Source organism: Sphingopyxis sp. MG (genome assembly GCF_002953155.1).
Taxonomy (GTDB): domain Bacteria; phylum Pseudomonadota; class Alphaproteobacteria; order Sphingomonadales; family Sphingomonadaceae; genus Sphingopyxis; species Sphingopyxis granuli.
Genome location: NZ_CP026381.1, coordinates 3,755,457 through 3,769,394 on the forward strand (window position 1 = coordinate 3,755,457; position 13,938 = coordinate 3,769,394).

Below are 13,938 nucleotides of genomic sequence, written 5' to 3' on the forward strand. Positions count from 1 at the left end.
GTCAGCCGCCGTTCCGCAGCGCGCCGGCGACGAGGCGGTCGAGCGCGGGCACGTCGAGCAGGAAGCTGTCGTGGCCGAAGGGCGCCGACAGTTCGACGAAACTCGCCGCCGCGCCGACGCTTTGCAGCGCCTGGACGATGCGCCGCGATTCGGCGGTCGGATAGAGCCAGTCGGTGTCGAAACTGACCAGCGTGAACCGCACGTCGCCCGCGCCGGCGAAGGCCGCGGCGAGCCGCCCGCCATGCGCTTCGGCGAGGTCGAAATAATCCATCGCGCGCGTGATGTAGAGATAGGCGTTGGCGTCGAAGCGGTCGGTGAAGGCCAGCCCCTGATAGCGCAGATAGGATTCGACCTGGAAATCGGCGTCGAAGCCGAAGCTTTTCGCATCGCGCGCCTGCAGGCGCCGACCGAACTTCTCGGTCAGCCCGGCTTCCGACAGATAGGTGATGTGCGCGGCCATGCGCGCCACCGCCAGCCCCTTGGTCGGGGCGTGCGCGGCATAATATTGGCCGCCCTGCCAGTCGGGATCGGCCATGATCGCCTGGCGGCCGACTTCGTGGAAGGCGATGTTTTGCGCCGAATGACGCGCCGCGCTGGCGATGACGATCGCCGAGACGAGCCGTTCGGGATAGGCCGAAGCCCAGGCGAGCGCCTGCATCCCGCCCATCGATCCGCCGACGACCGCGTGCAGCCGCGCGATGCCCAGATGGTCGAGCAGCATCGCCTGCGCGCGCACCATGTCGGCGATCGTGATCACCGGAAAACCCATGCCGAAGGGCGCGCCCGTCGCCGGATCGACCGTCGCCGGTCCGCTCGTCCCCATGCAGCTTCCCAGCACGTTCGCACAGAGGACGAAATAGCGGTCGGTGTCGATCGGCTTGCCCGGCCCGACCATGCGCGCCCACCAGCCGGGCTTGCCGGTCGTCGGATGGTCGCACGCGACATATTGGTCGCCGGTCAGCGCATGGCAGACGAGCACCGCGTTCGACCGGTCGGCGTTGAGCGTGCCATAGCTCTGGTAGGCGATCGTCACCGACGCAAGCTGCTGCCCGCTGTCGAGCGGCAGCGGCCGGTCGATCGTCACGTCCTGGTGCCGAAACTGGTGGAGGAGGCTCGCCATGGTTTGCGCGGGGCTAGGCGCGCGCACGAAGGCTGTCAACGTGCTGGACTCGGGGCGCGCAGGCGCTAAACCGCGCGGCATGACCGACACGACCGCTCCCCTCACCCCCAAGCCGTGGATCAGCGGCATCGCGCCCTATGTCCCCGGCAAGTCGGCGGGGGCCGACGGGCGTCCGCTGGTCAAGCTCAGCGCCAACGAAAATCCGCTGGGCACGGGCGAAAAGGCGCGGGCCGCCTTTCGCGCCGCCGCCACCGACGCCGACGCGCTGTCGCGCTACCCCGACCCCGGCGCCGCGGCGCTGCGCGAGGCGATCGCGGCGAAGTTCGGGCTCGACCCGGCGCGCGTCATCTATGGCACCGGGTCCGACGACCTGCTCCACCTCGCCGCGGGCGCCTATGCCGGGCCGGGCGACGAGATCCTCTATGTCCGCTATGGCTTCGCGGTCTACGAGATCGCGGCGCGGCGCGTCGGCGCGACGCCGGTCGAGGCCGACGACCGCGACTATGCGACCGACGTCGACGCGCTGCTCGCCCGCGTGACCGAGCGGACGCGCGTCGTCTATCTCGCCAACCCCAACAACCCGACCGGCACGCTCGCGACGCGCGAAGAGGTCGCGCGGCTGCACGCGGGGCTGCCGCGCGACGTGCTGCTCGTCATCGACCAGGCCTATGCCGAATATCTCGACCCGCAGCAGGACGACGGCGGGCTGGAGCTGGCGAAGAGCGCCCCCAACGTCTTCGTCACGCGGACCTTTTCCAAGATTCACGGCCTGGCCGCCGAACGCATCGGCTGGGGCTATGCCAGCGACGAGGTGATCGCGGCGCTGCACCGCATCCGCCTGCCGTTCAACGTCACGCGCTGCGGACAGGCGGCGGCGATCGCGGCGCTGGGCGACGAGGATTTCGTCAACGCCAGCCGCGCCCACAACGCCCGCTGGCGCGCATGGCTGGCGCGGGAACTCGACGGTTTCGGCAACCACGGCGTCCGCGTGGTGCCGTCGGCGACCAATTTCCTGCTGGTGCTGTTCGAAGGCGACGTCACCGCCGAGGCGATGTACCAGAGGCTGATGGAGGCGGGCTATATCGTGCGCTGGCTGCCGGGACAGGGCCTGCCGCACGCGCTGCGGATGACGATCGGCACCGAGGACGAGACGCGCGGGCTCGCGGCGGCGATCCGCGCCGCGCTCGAAGGCTGAACCGCGTGGCGCGCACCATCGGGACGGTGACGGTCGTCGGGCTCGGGCTGATCGGCTCGTCGATCGCGCGCGCGGTCGTGGCGCAGCTGCCCGACGTGACGGTGACCGGCCACGACGCCAGCGCCGGGGTGCGCGCCGAGGCACGCGCGCTGGGCCTGTGCCACCGGATCGCCGACGATCCGGCCGACGCGGTGGCGGGCGCCGACCTCGTCATCCTCGCGGTGCCGGTGGGGCGGATGGCCGAAGCGGCGCGCGCCTGCGCGCCGGGGCTGAAGCCCGACGCGATCATATCCGATGTCGGGTCGTCGAAAAGCGGCGTCGGCGCGGCGCTGCGCGCGGCGCTGCCCGATCATCTCGTCATCCCCGCGCACCCGGTCGCGGGGACCGAGAACAGCGGCCCGGCGGCGGGCTTCGCGACGCTGTTCGAGGGGCGCTGGTGCATCGTCACCCCGGCCGCCGACGCCCCAGCGGACGCGGTCGCGGCGCTCACCGGCTTCTGGCAGGCGCTCGGCGCGCGGATCGAGACGATGGACGCCGCGCACCACGATCTGGTGCTCGCGGTGACGAGCCACCTGCCGCACCTGATCGCCTATACGATCGTCGGCACCGCCAGCGAGCTCGAAGAGGTGACCGAGAGCGAGGTGATCAAATATTCGGCCGGCGGCTTTCGCGACTTCACGCGCATCGCCGCGAGCGACCCGGTGATGTGGCGCGACGTCTTCCTCGCCAACCGCGACGCGGTGCTGGCGACGCTCCAGCGCTTCAACGAGGATCTGACCGTGCTCCAGCAGGCGATCCGCCGCGGCGACGGCGACAAGCTGGAGGCGTGGTTCACCCGCACTCGCGCGATCCGCCGCTCGATCATCGCCGAGGGGCAGGACGATCCCGCCCCCGATTTCGGGCGAAAGCACTGAACTCCATCGTCGTCCTGACTTTCGCTAGAGTTCGCTAGAGTACGTGGACAAATTCCGATTGTGCATTCTGGCAGGTTTTGGTGGATAGCGGTCAGTGAAGACCGTTCATGGCAATGTCCACTCCGACCATGAGAATGATCCAAATCGCATAAGCACATAAGGCGGCATACCCAGCCGCAACGATCCAGAATGCGACGGGCGAACTCTCGCGATCCTCGTTGTTTCCGTAGGGCATTGGCATACGACCAGTCTTAAGGCCCACGACGAGCAACCACCCCACTAACTGGGGGATCATGAGAAAGGAGGTTCCACCAACGAAAGCGCCAAGTTCGCCGGGAAACCACCCGAGTAACATCCACGGCGCCGCAGCGATGGCTAGCATTGCTGCCAGCAACAGTAGCTTTTGCTTCGTGGTCCAGTCCCACCAAAACATAGCCGTTCCTAATCAAACCGACCAATGCCCGCTATGGGGTCGCTTGCAGTCGCCCGAATTTGTCCACGCTACCTGGGACGACAATTATTCCGATACCGTTTCCAACGCTTCTGGCGGATTGAGCGCGTTGATCGCGCGCCAGACGCGGTCCTCCGCCTCGTCGCGCGGCAGGCCGGCGGGAATCGTCTCGCCGATCCGGTAGGTGATCGTGCCCGACCATTTGACCCAGCGGCGCGGCGGATAGGCGACGCCGCTGTTCACCGCGACCGGGATCACCGGCACGCCCAGCATCCGGTACATGCCCGCGAATCCCGCGCGCAGCGACGGTGCCTGGCCGTGCGGCACGCGCGTTCCCTCGGCGAACAGCACCAGCGGCCGGCCGTTGGCCAGCGCCGCCTTCGCCGCGGCGAGCATCGCGCGCATCGCCTTGCCGCCGCCGTCGCGGTCGACCGGGATCAGGCCATAAAAGCGCGCCGCCTGCCCCCAGACGGGGATCGAGAACAGTTCCTCCTTCGCGAACACCGCGGGCCAGCGGAACAGCATCGGCTGTTCGATCGTCTCGAACGCGCTTTCATGCTTGAAGACATAGAGGACCGGCGTGTCGGGCATCGCGCCCTCGACCACGACGCGGTGGCCGAGGATGAAGCGGCAGATCAGGCGGTGGAACTGCGCCCACAGCCGCACGAACCAGCGCGTCGCATGGTGCGAGACGGGAAGCGCGACGACCGCGCCGATCGAGCAGATGCTGCTCATGATGACGAAGGCGATCCAGAACAGGATCGACCGGACAAGGGCGAGCGCGTATCTCACAGGCCGAGCAGGCCGCCCGCGAGCCCGGCCAGAAATTTGTGATATTCGCGGAACAGCGTCGAAAAGCTCGGCTGGCTGCGCACCGCGTCGGGCAGGATCGTCACCTTGTCGCCGAGCGCGCGACCGAGTTCGTAGCGGGCGCGGCGCATGTGCCAGTCGGTCGTCACCAGCCGGATGCTGCGATAGTTGCGCCGCGCAACCCAGCTGGCGACCTCGGTCGCGTTCGAGCGCGTGTCCTCCGCCTCGAACCCCAGCGCGATGCAGCAGTCGAACAGCGCCTGCGGCCGCCGGTATTCGGCCGCCAGTTCCTTCGGCTTGACCTCGCGCGCGACGCCGCTGATCAGGACGCGCTTCGCCTGTCCCGCCTCGAGCAGGTCGAGCGCGCGGTCGATACGCCCGGGGCCGCCGGTGAGCACGACGATCGCGTCGGTCTTCTGCGGCGGCGCAGGCATCGGCGGCAGCAGCGCGAACCAGGCGAAGCCGAGCACCCAGGCCAGGAACAGGAGCGAGATCAGGCGCTTGATCATAATATCTTCTTGAGCGCGGCGAGCAGCGTCTGGCGCGCCGTCAGAGCGGCTAGCGCGATAGCCAATAGGGGCAGCGCCAGCAAGAGCGCCCAGCCCGCCGGGCCGAGCGAGGCGGTCGCGGCGAGGCCGGCGGTGACGCCCGACCATTGCCAGCCGATCAGCAGCAGGATCGCCGCCGCGACCGCGCTGCCGAGCGCGATGCCATAGGCGGTGTCGATCGCGATCCGGCGCTGGAACAGCCGCGCGATCTGGCGGTCGGTCGCGCCGATCAGGTGCAGCATCTCGATCGTCGCATAATGGGTGCCGAGCGCGGCGCGTGCCGTCATGATGACCACCGCGGCGCTCGCGGCGATCATCAGCAGGACGAGCCCGCCGGCCACCCAGGCGAGCGAGCGGATCAGCCGCGCGACGGGGCCCAGCCATTCGGCGTGCGGGATGATGCGCGCGCCCGGCGCCTCGGCGGCGACCAGCGCGCGCAGCCGCACCATCTGGCCGGCGCGGTCGCCGCCGCCGACGAAGTCGATGTCGACGAGCGCGGGAAGCGGCAGCGACTTCAGCACCGGGTCGTCGCCCCCCTCGCTGCCGAACCATTGCCCGAGCGTCGCGAGCAGTTCGTCCGGTTCGACAGCGCGCGCCGCGCGGACATAGGGCTCGCCCGCGGCACGGCGCCGCAGCGCCGCGGCCTGCGCGGCGCGCGCCACGGGGTTCGCCGTGACGATCTGCACCGTCACCCGCCCGGCGATCGCGTCGCCGATCGCGTTCGCCGATCGCGCCAGCCCGATCCCGGCGGCGGCGGCGAGCAAGGTCAGCATCATCAGGATCGCGATCACCCACGGGGTCGGCCCCGTCAGGCGGCGGTCGGGAAGCAGGCGGCGGTGCTGGACGGGAACGCGCGGGATGATCATGACGTCACGCGCGATTGGGCGGATAGCGCAGCGCGCCGGTGGGGTCGGACAGCCGTCCCTTTTCGAGCCGCATCATCTGGGCGTTGTCGATGCGGCTGATCAGGTGGATGTCGTGCGTCGCGACGACGACGGTGGTGCCCAGCCGGTTGAGCGCCTCGAACAGCCCCAGCAGACGCATCGCCATGTCCGGGTCGACGTTGCCGGTCGGCTCGTCGGCGACGAGCAGCTGCGGCCGCGCGATCACCGCGCGCGCGATCGCGACGCGCTGCTGCTCGCCGCCCGACAGCGTCGGCGGAAAGGCATCGGCGCGCGCGCTGAGCCCGATCCAGCTCAGCATCTCGCCGACCGGGCCCGCCAGATCCTCTTCGCTCACCCCCGCGATGCGCAGCGGCAGCGCGATATTGTCGCGCGCGCTCAGGTGCGGGATCAGCCGGAAATCCTGGAAGACGACGCCGATGCGGCGGCGAAAACCGGGCAGGCGATGGCGCGGCATCGCCACCAGATCCTCGCCGAACAGCCGTACGATGCCGCGGCTCGGCCGCTGCGCCAGATAGAGCATGCGGAGCAGCGACGTCTTGCCCGCGCCCGACGCGCCGGTGAGGAAATAGAAGCTGCCGGGCTGGAGGTTGAAGCTGATGTCGGACAGGATTTCGGCGTCGGGGCCGTAGCGCAGCCCGACCCCGCTGAACTCGACCATCGCGCCGCCGGGGCGCGGGGGCGCGGCGTCCGTCATGGCGTCACCGGCGCGCGGCATCGCGCCCCGCCGGGTTGCGGAAGAAGGGAGCCTCGGCGCTCATCCGCTGCCTGTTGCATGCCTTCCCCGCGACGTAAAGCGCTTAGCGGTGCCGTTTGCGGCCCCGGCGGCGCGCGGCCCGCCACGCGGCGCTTGCCAGCGCGCGACTCAGCGTGTTTAGAGGGGCCATGATCCTCGCCTGCCCTTCGTGCCACACGCGCTACGTCGTTCCCGATACGGCGATCGGACCGAACGGCCGCACCGTGCGGTGTGCCAACTGCCGCCACAGCTGGTTCCAGGAGCCGGCGGCGGCCGCCGCGCAGGCCGAAAGGATCGTCGTGCCGCCGCCCGCCGTCGAGCCTGCGCCGGCCGCACCGCCAGCCCACACCGCCGCCGGCGTCTCCGCCGCGCCACCGGCCGAACAAGCCGCCGATCCGGCGCCGCCCCCGCCGCAGGCTTTCGCCGCAGAGGCGCCTTCGCGCCCCGCCGCGCCACCGGCCGAGGAGCCGCTGCCTTTCCGCCGTCCGCGCCGCAATCCCGCGAAGCGCTGGACGCTGGTCGCCGCGGCGGCCGCGGTGCTGATGATCGGCGCGACCGCCGGCCTCTACATGTTCGGCCTGCCGGGCTGGGCGCAGGGGCTCGGCCTGCCGGGCACCGCCGCCGAGCCCGATCTGGTCATCGAACTGCCGCCCAATCAGGATCATCGCGAGCTTGCCGACGGCACCATCTATTTCGCGGCGAGCGGCACGATCATCAACCCGACCGACCGCGCCCAGACGGTGCCCCCGATCCTCGCCGAACTGCGCGACGCGCAGGGAACGATCGTCTACAGCTGGACGATCAAGCCGCCCGTGCGCACGCTGCCGCCCAACGAGAAGGTCAATTTCTCCGAAGCCAAGCTCGACATTCCGCGCCGCGCGACACAGCTCACGGTCAGCTGGTCGCTGCCGAAAGGCTGACCGCGCCGCCAGCCGCCGCGATGCCATGACGTCACCAGCGCAGGCCGAATGGTCGCCGGACGGCCATCACCGGGTTGTTTCGCCCAATGCCGCACAACGGTCGATAGACCATTGCTGGCACGCCACGCTCTTGCTAGAGGCCGCGCTCTACCGGCACCCGTAGCTCAGCTGGATAGAGCGCTGCCCTCCGAAGGCAGAGGTCACAGGTTCGAATCCTGTCGGGTGCGCCACCTTCTTCATTTATGCCTCCTTTTCCATGGGGTTGGCGTCCTCATTGGCTAACCGTTTTCTAAGGTTAGCCATCAACATTTCCGCTGCCGCGTCCGAAAGCGCCTGTTGGTCGGCCGCTGCCGTGTAGCGGGAAACCTCGCTATCGGTCGTATGGCCGGTCCATGCCTTGATCTGCTGATTGCTACATCCGGCTTCCGCGAAGCGCCTCGCTGCCGCCTTCCTGAGACCATGTGCGGAGCATTCTTTCAGGCCCGCCTCGTCGCACCATTGCCGGAATTTGTTGCCGAAGCCCTTGCGGCTGTAGGGCTTGCCATGCTCGCTTAGGATGAACACCAGCGCGCCGGATTTCGTCGCCATGATCGAACTGGCGAGGGCTGGCAGGATTGGGAGCGATACCGTTGCCCTCGTCTTTTCCTGAGTAACCACCAGCCGCTTGCTGCGGATGTTCTGCGGTCCCATGACGCGAGCGTCCCCGCCGCGCTGGCCTGTCCAAAGCATCAGGTCGAGGGCCAGGCGCGCCGTGGTGCCGATCGGATGCCGCTTTTCATAGGCGGCGATTTCATCCTCGGTCCACGTATGGAAGCCGTCGCTGTCGATCTTGTAGGGCTTCGTCGCAATGACGGGATTGGTCGTTGCCATGCCCTGCCGGATCGCGAATTGCATCAGCGCGCGCAGACGCTTGCGAAGCATGTTCGCCGCCGTGCGGTGTGGGAGCATCGCGGCCATCATGTCGGCGACGTGACGCGGCTCAAGGTCGCGCACCATTGCCTTGCCGTATTTGACGCGCCACCGCTCGATTACGCCGCGATAGACCTCGCGGGTGCGTTCGCTCGGGTCGAGAAAGTCGGGCGACCGATAGTAGCGCGTGATGAGGTCATCGAAGCTCCCCGGCTTGACGCGGCTGGCGCCCGGCATGATCGGCTCGGCGCCAATACCATGCTTGCACGCCTCATATTCCTGCCGGAAGCCCTCGGTCCCCGGCGCGTGCTTGAACAGATACTGAGCATAGCCCTTGCGCCGGAAGCGGTAGCGAGGCTTACCGTGCCGGTCCCGATATTCAGAGACCCATTGCGGGAGCCAGCGTTTCGTCATGCGGCCCTCCCCATCAAGCTATCGAAGCTGTTGCGCGATTCGGGTGTGTCATCCCCGAACATGACGACGATCGCCCCATTGGCGTCAATCTTGAAGCCGCTCGGTTTCAGGCCAGCCGCCACCGCCGCGCGAAGGGCCCGGGTGGCGTCGGCCTGTTTAAAGCGGGCGGCCCGGCTCATACTGCCGCCACCGTGTGCAGCTCGACGCCATCGCGCCGGCCGATCTCGCGCACCTCTTTAATGTTGTGGAGCAGCCCGTCATAGCTCACCCGATCCTCGACAGTGAGGCCGGGGAACCAGCGAAGGAAGAACACCACGCGGCGCTCGGCAAGCGTCGTGGCGGCCGCAAGATACTCCTGCCCGCCCTGTTGCCGCACCTCGGCAAAGACGGTGGCGAGGTCCGTCCATGTCTGGATTTCCTCGCCATACTCGTCTTGCGTCGTCGTGAATCGCTGGAGCGTCACGCGCCGGTCCATATCACCCGCCCGCATCTTACACCTCCAGCTTTCGCAAAGGGGTGAGCATGGGCAGCTCGCCAGTGCCGGGGGAGACGTTGGTGCGCTCGTCGAAGGCGACCGCCACGCGAGCGAGCACGGCCAGCTTGAGACGGTCGGGCGCGTCGCCCTCGCCATCCCAATCGGTCGCCACGTCGCGCACCGCATCGGACGCCGCGGCGATCAGCAGGGCGATCGTGCCGTCCTCATCGTCGCCGTCCACGCGAAGCCACAGCTTCGCTTCGTTCAGGGTCACAAGGTCAGTCATGGCAGCCTCGCTCGTGCTTGAGAAAACACCGGCCGCGATCAGGTGAGTTATCATTCACTGAGCCCTCCCCTCGGTTTCAAGGGGCAGATTTGCCTCTTGATCGGAAGTCCGCAAATTTGCGGAGTTATCGCCGCGCGGGTTCCAGCCCTCAATGCCGCGCACCTCGTCAGGATCGAGCACACCGCTATCGAGCGCGATCTTGTGCGCTGCCCAGCGGGTTTGCGGATCACCGCGAAGGAAGCCCGACAGGTCCAGTTCCAGCTCGTAGGGGCCGCTCGACGGGAACACCGACCGGGCAAACTCCGCTTCGATCTTCCGCGCCCAAGGGGCGAGGCAGAAGGTGGCAAACCAGAGGCCCGCCTGAGCGGCGTTCGTGAAGGTGTTATTCTCGTAGGCCTGCACGATCGGGGGCGGCACCTGAAACAACCGGCAAAGCTCGATCACCCCGAATTTCCGGGTTTCCAGCAGTTCGGCATCCTCAGGGCTGATCTGCGCCGCCTTCCACGTCATGCCGCCGTCGAGCACCAGCGTCGATCCGGCATTGCCTGCCCCGCCGTGGCGCGACTGGAAGCTGTCGCGAAGATCCGCCCGCTGTTCGGGCTTCATGATACCCGGAACCTCGATCACGCCGGACGGAGCGGCCCCGTTGGCAAGGAAGGTGGCAGCATGGGTGTTGGCGGCCGAAACACCCGCGACAGTCTCGGCAGCCCGCGACAAGCGCGACCGGCCGATCTTGCCGTCATCCGTCCGGTCGCGAAGGTGAAGCACCTCGCCTTCCAAGTAGCGACGGGTGTTGCCGCGACCGTCCGACACGTCATAGGCGAGGCGTCCGCTGGAAAGCTCAGCCACCGTGACCATGCCCCAAGGCACATAGCGGAAACCCGAAAGCTGGCCGTTGCCGCTGCGATCGACAACCGACAGGCCGTTGCCGGTGAGCAGGGTGCTGGCGATCCAATGCTCCAACCAGTCCGGCCACGTCATCTGCGAATTGGCACCGCCGCGCACGATCCGGCCCAGCGGGTGCGCCGTTGCCTCGATCCGGTTGCCCTCACCGTCGCGGCGATAAACCAGCGCAGGGACGTAGGCGAGCGCGGTGCTGATCGCATTGACGCAGGCCAGCACGGTCGAGAGATTTTCAGCGGCGCGCGCCGACACGCCAGCGAGATAGCCGACGCCGGGGGCAAGGGCCGACCAGCTCGGATCATCCGCCGCGCGGCGTTCATAGCCCATACGGGCAGCGATGCGGTCCATCATGCCCATATCGAAGCCTCCGCGATGGCAAGGCGACGGCGGCGCACGATCTGGCGCGGCGTCGGCAAGGCCAACCACGCATCGCGAGCCGAGCGCAGCGCCACCTCGGTATCGGGATAGGCGGGCCATGCTTGCACGATCGACACCTCGCGCAAGTCGATCTGGTAGAGGGTCCGCTTTTCGCCGTCCCAGCGTTCGCCGCCAGCAGGCACCTTAAAGCCGAACGACATGCCGCCAAGGTCGCCGCGAGCCGCGAGGGCTTCCACGTCCCTGCCCGCCTGAGTGTCGGGAAGGTCGAGGCTGAAAGCCAAGCCCCGGCTATCCTCGGTCAAGCGGAGCGTGCCGGAACGGGTCCGCCCCAGCACCTTGCCCGCGTCATGGTCGAGCAGGGCGAGAATATCCCCGCCCAGCGTCGAACGGAACGCGCCGGGGGCGATCGTCTCGACGAAGCCGCCAAGGCGCGCCTCGCTGCCATAGGTCGCCGCATAACCTTCGATGCGGCGCCCCTGAGCGCGAACCTCGATGAAGCTGCGATGCTCCATATCGCCCCCGGCCGTCATCACGACACCACCGGCATGGCTTCAATCGCGGTCGTCACGTCCTCGATCGACACGAACGCCTTGGGGTGGCGCACCGCGCAATCGACGGTCGCCATCGCGCGGATCGACACGTTGCCCTTGGAATAGGCCGTGCTCTCGAACGGATTGACCAAAATGTCGATTTCCGACCAGACGCCGATCAACAGCTCCGACCAGTCGCCGTAAATCATGCCGTGCTCGGTGCCGGGCGAGCCGCCCAGCGTTTTCGGCACCTGATTGGAGAAGGTCGTGGCGAGGTTGTGGAACACCTTGTCCACGCCGATCGGCAGGCCGTTGAGGTCCAGCGCCTTCGCTGCGATCTTGCGGATTTCCGGGGTAGTGAGCAGCGCCCGGCTGGCGCCGACATTTTCGGTATCCGCGAGCGCCACGGCATCGGCAACCGCGTCAAAGAGCGAGGTGGGCGAAGTGATGGTCTGGATACCGCTGGTTTCCAGCACGCCGTCGGGCTCATTCGAGCCGCCACCGCGGATCGCTGCGCGGTCGATCGTCAGCGCGATGTTGCGGGCGAGCATCTGGCGGAGCAGCATTTCCACGTCCGGCGATGCTTGGAGCAGCATGTTGCGCGACCATTCGCTGAGCGCGCCAGCGTGCTTGGGGCTGAGCGTGATGCTGTCAAAGTCGGCGTCATCGCTCGACAGCGCCGCGTTCTCCGCAACCCAGCCGATTGCGGGGCTGTCCGTCTCGCGGGGGATGCTCAGGTTGCCGGTCAGCCCCGAAAGGACGCGGGCGCCAAGGCCGCGAACAACGCTCGCGGCCGACAGCGCCGAAATATACTGGTCGGGGCGATGCTCGGTCGGCACCAGCTCGGAGCCGGTCGAGGTCGTCAGCACGCGGGTCTCGAAAACCTCGGTCGGGATATAAAGGCCCTCGGCGGGCTTCCCGGCGCGCTTGGCAAGCTCGGCCTGCACCTCGCGCTCGAAACCCCAATCGACGCCCAGCCCGGCCGCACCGGCAAGAGCGCGGGACACGCTGAACCGCGAACGGATTTCGGTGTCGAGCTTTCCGTCGCCGTTGATCGGCGTCCCCGGCTCGGAGCGATCGGCGGCGTCGATCTTACGTTGGCGATCCAGCTTGCCATCGAGATTCCGCAGTTCGTTTTCCGCCGTCTCGAAAGCGGCGTTGTCGTCCGCCTCGTCGGCGGCTTTCATGCGGGACAGGATTGCCGCCCGCTGTTCCATCAAGTCAGAAGTTTTCATTGGTTTTACCTTCAATCTGGCCGGACCCGAAGGTCCGGCACGGTGAAAGCCGACGCTTCACAGCGTGGGCGCATCGGCCTCCCAAGGGAGGAACGATTCGGGAACATTGAACCATATTGGTTAAATGTAGGACAGGTAATATTGCGGCGGCGCCCGATTGTGCCGTTTACGGAACAGACACCCACCCCCGGCATCGGGCTTTCCGTTGTTGGCCGCGCCGCGTCGGCCGCAATGAATGGGGTGGGCGAATTTGTCATTTCGGTATCGTGGCCTCGATACGCTCGTTGATTTCCAGAACCACGGTGTTGACGAGCACCGCAACGCAGCCGCCAGTCCCGCCAAAGAACAGGTCTCCCAACTCGATCGTGCGGAGGTTAGGAGTATTGACGAGGCGCACGCTGTCTGCGCCGTCGCCAACACCGGGGACGTAAACCAGCACGGTGGCGCCGCTTGCAAAGAGCTGGCCGGGGTATCGTCCGCCGTGTCCGGTGTGGGCAAATCGTGCCCCTGCACCGAAAGCGACCTCGCGGTCCACGCCAGCTTCAATCAGGCGTCGGGCGATCGCCGCCTGATACACCATCCGCAGGTTAAAGCGGGTGGCCTCGCCTTTTTCCCCAGCCATGACCGAATCGCCCGGCTGCACGCCAAACATGACGCCGGTCCAGTTGCGGAGCGTGCTAGGGGAGAAGCCAGCCAGATTGGCGACTTGGCGAGTTGTGAATCGTGGAGTGTGAAGGTCCATAGCGTCCTACCTGTCTTGTTCAGGACAGCTTATGGTGTCCTAAGCAGGACAAGTCAAGCCCCCGCTCGTCAACGCGGGGGTGAGGGGTCAGTTGACGGCTTGGTCGGGCGGGGGGCTATCAGGTGTATAGCCGAGCCGTTCCAGCGCCACAAACGAACGGGTCAGAGCCATGTCGAGCAGGCTCACAAGCGCCGCTAAATGGTTTTTGGTGTCGGCAATGTTTTCGAGCAAATCGGGAACCAGCCCATCGTGGGCCATGCCCTCCATCTTAGCCGTCAGTTCGTTGTGATCGTCTTTGACAAGCCTAGAAGCCAATCGAACCCAAGGTAGATTCGACAAAGACCATTGCTCGTTAGTGAAATTGAAGGGCGCGTCTATGCCCTCGAAGCTAAGATTGCCGTGGACGGATTCCGTCCGTAGATCAGTGTTACCCATAATAACCTCCATGTTAGGTTGTTTGGTCAGGGCCG

At 67.3% G+C, this 13,938-nt stretch carries 18 protein-coding genes and 1 tRNA gene; 4 read left to right on the forward strand and 15 right to left on the reverse strand.

The genetic code is table 11. The features are described from left to right. Window position 1: 1 nt before the first annotated feature. Window positions 2–1,120, reverse strand: a complete 1,119-nt coding sequence (gene metX, locus C3E99_RS17205; RefSeq protein WP_067109381.1) for a homoserine O-acetyltransferase MetX — start codon at window positions 1,118–1,120, stop codon at window positions 2–4. Between the two features lie 79 nt (window positions 1,121–1,199). Here metX and hisC point away from each other — a divergent pair, with 79 nt between their 5' ends. Together hisC and C3E99_RS17215 are read left to right on the forward strand one after the other, a co-directional pair. Then, window positions 1,200–2,315, forward strand: coding sequence for a histidinol-phosphate transaminase (gene hisC, locus C3E99_RS17210; RefSeq protein ID WP_067186593.1), 1,116 nt, complete (start codon window positions 1,200–1,202; stop codon window positions 2,313–2,315). Window positions 2,316–2,320: 5 nt separating this feature from the next. Beyond that, window positions 2,321–3,229: a prephenate/arogenate dehydrogenase family protein gene (locus C3E99_RS17215; RefSeq protein WP_067109387.1), complete on the forward strand. Its 909-nt coding sequence runs from the start codon at window positions 2,321–2,323 to the stop codon at window positions 3,227–3,229. Between the two features lie 91 nt (window positions 3,230–3,320). Here the strand turns inward: C3E99_RS17215 and C3E99_RS17220 are convergent, their stop codons facing one another. From C3E99_RS17220 to ftsE, 5 genes are all read right to left on the reverse strand, one after another. After that, complete coding sequence (locus tag C3E99_RS17220; RefSeq protein ID WP_067186594.1) at window positions 3,321–3,662, reverse strand: hypothetical protein; 342 nt, start codon at window positions 3,660–3,662, stop codon at window positions 3,321–3,323. An 84-nt stretch (window positions 3,663–3,746) separates the two neighbouring features. After that, complete coding sequence (locus C3E99_RS17225) at window positions 3,747–4,472, reverse strand: lysophospholipid acyltransferase family protein (protein WP_067186596.1); 726 nt, start codon at window positions 4,470–4,472, stop codon at window positions 3,747–3,749. Then, window positions 4,469–4,999, reverse strand: a complete 531-nt coding sequence (locus tag C3E99_RS17230) for a YdcF family protein (RefSeq protein ID WP_067109397.1) — start codon at window positions 4,997–4,999, stop codon at window positions 4,469–4,471. The genes C3E99_RS17225 and C3E99_RS17230 overlap by 4 nt, the downstream gene beginning before the upstream one ends. Further along, on the reverse strand, window positions 4,996–5,904 hold the full coding sequence (locus tag C3E99_RS17235) for a cell division protein FtsX (RefSeq protein WP_067186598.1): 909 nt from the start codon (window positions 5,902–5,904) through the stop codon (window positions 4,996–4,998). The genes C3E99_RS17230 and C3E99_RS17235 overlap by 4 nt, the downstream gene beginning before the upstream one ends. 4 nt (window positions 5,905–5,908) lie before the next feature. After that, on the reverse strand, window positions 5,909–6,637 hold the full coding sequence (gene ftsE / locus C3E99_RS17240; RefSeq protein ID WP_067109442.1) for a cell division ATP-binding protein FtsE: 729 nt from the start codon (window positions 6,635–6,637) through the stop codon (window positions 5,909–5,911). Window positions 6,638–6,825: 188 nt separating this feature from the next. Between ftsE and C3E99_RS17245 the strand changes: the two genes are divergently transcribed. Both C3E99_RS17245 and C3E99_RS17250 read left to right on the forward strand, forming a co-directional pair. Continuing rightward, window positions 6,826–7,596 carry a zinc-ribbon domain-containing protein gene (locus C3E99_RS17245; protein WP_067186600.1) on the forward strand — a complete coding sequence of 257 codons (771 nt, stop codon included), beginning with the start codon at window positions 6,826–6,828 and terminating at the stop codon, window positions 7,594–7,596. A 153-nt stretch (window positions 7,597–7,749) separates the two neighbouring features. Next, window positions 7,750–7,826: transfer RNA gene (locus C3E99_RS17250), tRNA-Arg, on the forward strand. Window positions 7,827–7,836: 10 nt separating this feature from the next. Here the strand turns inward: C3E99_RS17250 and C3E99_RS17255 are convergent. The 9 genes from C3E99_RS17255 to C3E99_RS17295 form a co-directional block, all read right to left on the reverse strand. Further along, window positions 7,837–8,919 carry a tyrosine-type recombinase/integrase gene (locus C3E99_RS17255; RefSeq protein WP_104960137.1) on the reverse strand — a complete coding sequence of 361 codons (1,083 nt, stop codon included), beginning with the start codon at window positions 8,917–8,919 and terminating at the stop codon, window positions 7,837–7,839. Next, window positions 8,916–9,098 carry a hypothetical protein gene (locus C3E99_RS17260; RefSeq protein ID WP_104960138.1) on the reverse strand — a complete coding sequence of 61 codons (183 nt, stop codon included), beginning with the start codon at window positions 9,096–9,098 and terminating at the stop codon, window positions 8,916–8,918. The genes C3E99_RS17255 and C3E99_RS17260 overlap by 4 nt, the downstream gene beginning before the upstream one ends. Continuing rightward, window positions 9,095–9,409: a phage head closure protein gene (locus C3E99_RS17265; protein WP_158682267.1), complete on the reverse strand. Its 315-nt coding sequence runs from the start codon at window positions 9,407–9,409 to the stop codon at window positions 9,095–9,097. The genes C3E99_RS17260 and C3E99_RS17265 overlap by 4 nt, the downstream gene beginning before the upstream one ends. A gap of 1 nt (window position 9,410) precedes the next feature. Further along, on the reverse strand, window positions 9,411–9,680 hold the full coding sequence (locus C3E99_RS17270) for a head-tail connector protein (RefSeq protein WP_158682346.1): 270 nt from the start codon (window positions 9,678–9,680) through the stop codon (window positions 9,411–9,413). A 54-nt stretch (window positions 9,681–9,734) separates the two neighbouring features. Continuing rightward, on the reverse strand, window positions 9,735–10,940 hold the full coding sequence (locus C3E99_RS17275) for a phage portal protein (RefSeq protein ID WP_104960141.1): 1,206 nt from the start codon (window positions 10,938–10,940) through the stop codon (window positions 9,735–9,737). After that, entirely contained in the window at window positions 10,931–11,491 is a 561-nt protein-coding gene (locus C3E99_RS17280; RefSeq protein ID WP_104960142.1) for an HK97 family phage prohead protease, read from the reverse strand. Before C3E99_RS17280 ends, C3E99_RS17275 begins: the two co-directional genes overlap by 10 nt. Then, window positions 11,491–12,708 carry a phage major capsid protein gene (locus tag C3E99_RS17285; RefSeq protein ID WP_234002524.1) on the reverse strand — a complete coding sequence of 406 codons (1,218 nt, stop codon included), beginning with the start codon at window positions 12,706–12,708 and terminating at the stop codon, window positions 11,491–11,493. Before C3E99_RS17285 ends, C3E99_RS17280 begins: the two co-directional genes overlap by 1 nt. Before the next feature lie 271 nt (window positions 12,709–12,979). Further along, window positions 12,980–13,378 (reverse strand): hypothetical protein, encoded by a 399-nt coding sequence (locus C3E99_RS17290; RefSeq protein WP_104960144.1) that lies wholly within the window; start codon window positions 13,376–13,378, stop codon window positions 12,980–12,982. Window positions 13,379–13,555: 177 nt separating this feature from the next. After that, complete coding sequence (locus C3E99_RS17295) at window positions 13,556–13,903, reverse strand: hypothetical protein (protein ID WP_158682347.1); 348 nt, start codon at window positions 13,901–13,903, stop codon at window positions 13,556–13,558. Window positions 13,904–13,938 lie beyond the last annotated feature (35 nt).

Excerpts from the sequence above, each read along its gene's own strand:
- C3E99_RS17295 (WP_158682347.1), bottom strand. The coding sequence starts at position 13,903 with ATGGGTAACACTGATCTACGGACGGAATCCGTCCACGGCAATCTTAGC.
- C3E99_RS17285 (WP_234002524.1), bottom strand. The coding sequence starts at position 12,708 with ATGGAACAGCGGGCGGCAATCCTGTCCCGCATGAAAGCCGCCGACGAG.
- metX (WP_067109381.1), bottom strand. The coding sequence starts at position 1,120 with ATGGCGAGCCTCCTCCACCAGTTTCGGCACCAGGACGTGACGATCGAC.
- ftsE (WP_067109442.1), bottom strand. The coding sequence starts at position 6,637 with ATGACGGACGCCGCGCCCCCGCGCCCCGGCGGCGCGATGGTCGAGTTC.
- C3E99_RS17220 (WP_067186594.1), bottom strand. The coding sequence starts at position 3,662 with ATGTTTTGGTGGGACTGGACCACGAAGCAAAAGCTACTGTTGCTGGCA.
- hisC (WP_067186593.1), top strand. The coding sequence starts at position 1,200 with ATGACCGACACGACCGCTCCCCTCACCCCCAAGCCGTGGATCAGCGGC.
- C3E99_RS17235 (WP_067186598.1), bottom strand. The coding sequence starts at position 5,904 with ATGATCATCCCGCGCGTTCCCGTCCAGCACCGCCGCCTGCTTCCCGAC.
- C3E99_RS17245 (WP_067186600.1), top strand. The coding sequence starts at position 6,826 with ATGATCCTCGCCTGCCCTTCGTGCCACACGCGCTACGTCGTTCCCGAT.
- C3E99_RS17275 (WP_104960141.1), bottom strand. The coding sequence starts at position 10,940 with ATGGGCATGATGGACCGCATCGCTGCCCGTATGGGCTATGAACGCCGC.
- C3E99_RS17230 (WP_067109397.1), bottom strand. The coding sequence starts at position 4,999 with ATGATCAAGCGCCTGATCTCGCTCCTGTTCCTGGCCTGGGTGCTCGGC.
- C3E99_RS17270 (WP_158682346.1), bottom strand. The coding sequence starts at position 9,680 with ATGACTGACCTTGTGACCCTGAACGAAGCGAAGCTGTGGCTTCGCGTG.
- C3E99_RS17280 (WP_104960142.1), bottom strand. The coding sequence starts at position 11,491 with ATGACGGCCGGGGGCGATATGGAGCATCGCAGCTTCATCGAGGTTCGC.
- C3E99_RS17260 (WP_104960138.1), bottom strand. The coding sequence starts at position 9,098 with ATGAGCCGGGCCGCCCGCTTTAAACAGGCCGACGCCACCCGGGCCCTT.
- C3E99_RS17290 (WP_104960144.1), bottom strand. The coding sequence starts at position 13,378 with ATGTTTGGCGTGCAGCCGGGCGATTCGGTCATGGCTGGGGAAAAAGGC.
- C3E99_RS17255 (WP_104960137.1), bottom strand. The coding sequence starts at position 8,919 with ATGACGAAACGCTGGCTCCCGCAATGGGTCTCTGAATATCGGGACCGG.
- C3E99_RS17265 (WP_158682267.1), bottom strand. The coding sequence starts at position 9,409 with ATGCGGGCGGGTGATATGGACCGGCGCGTGACGCTCCAGCGATTCACG.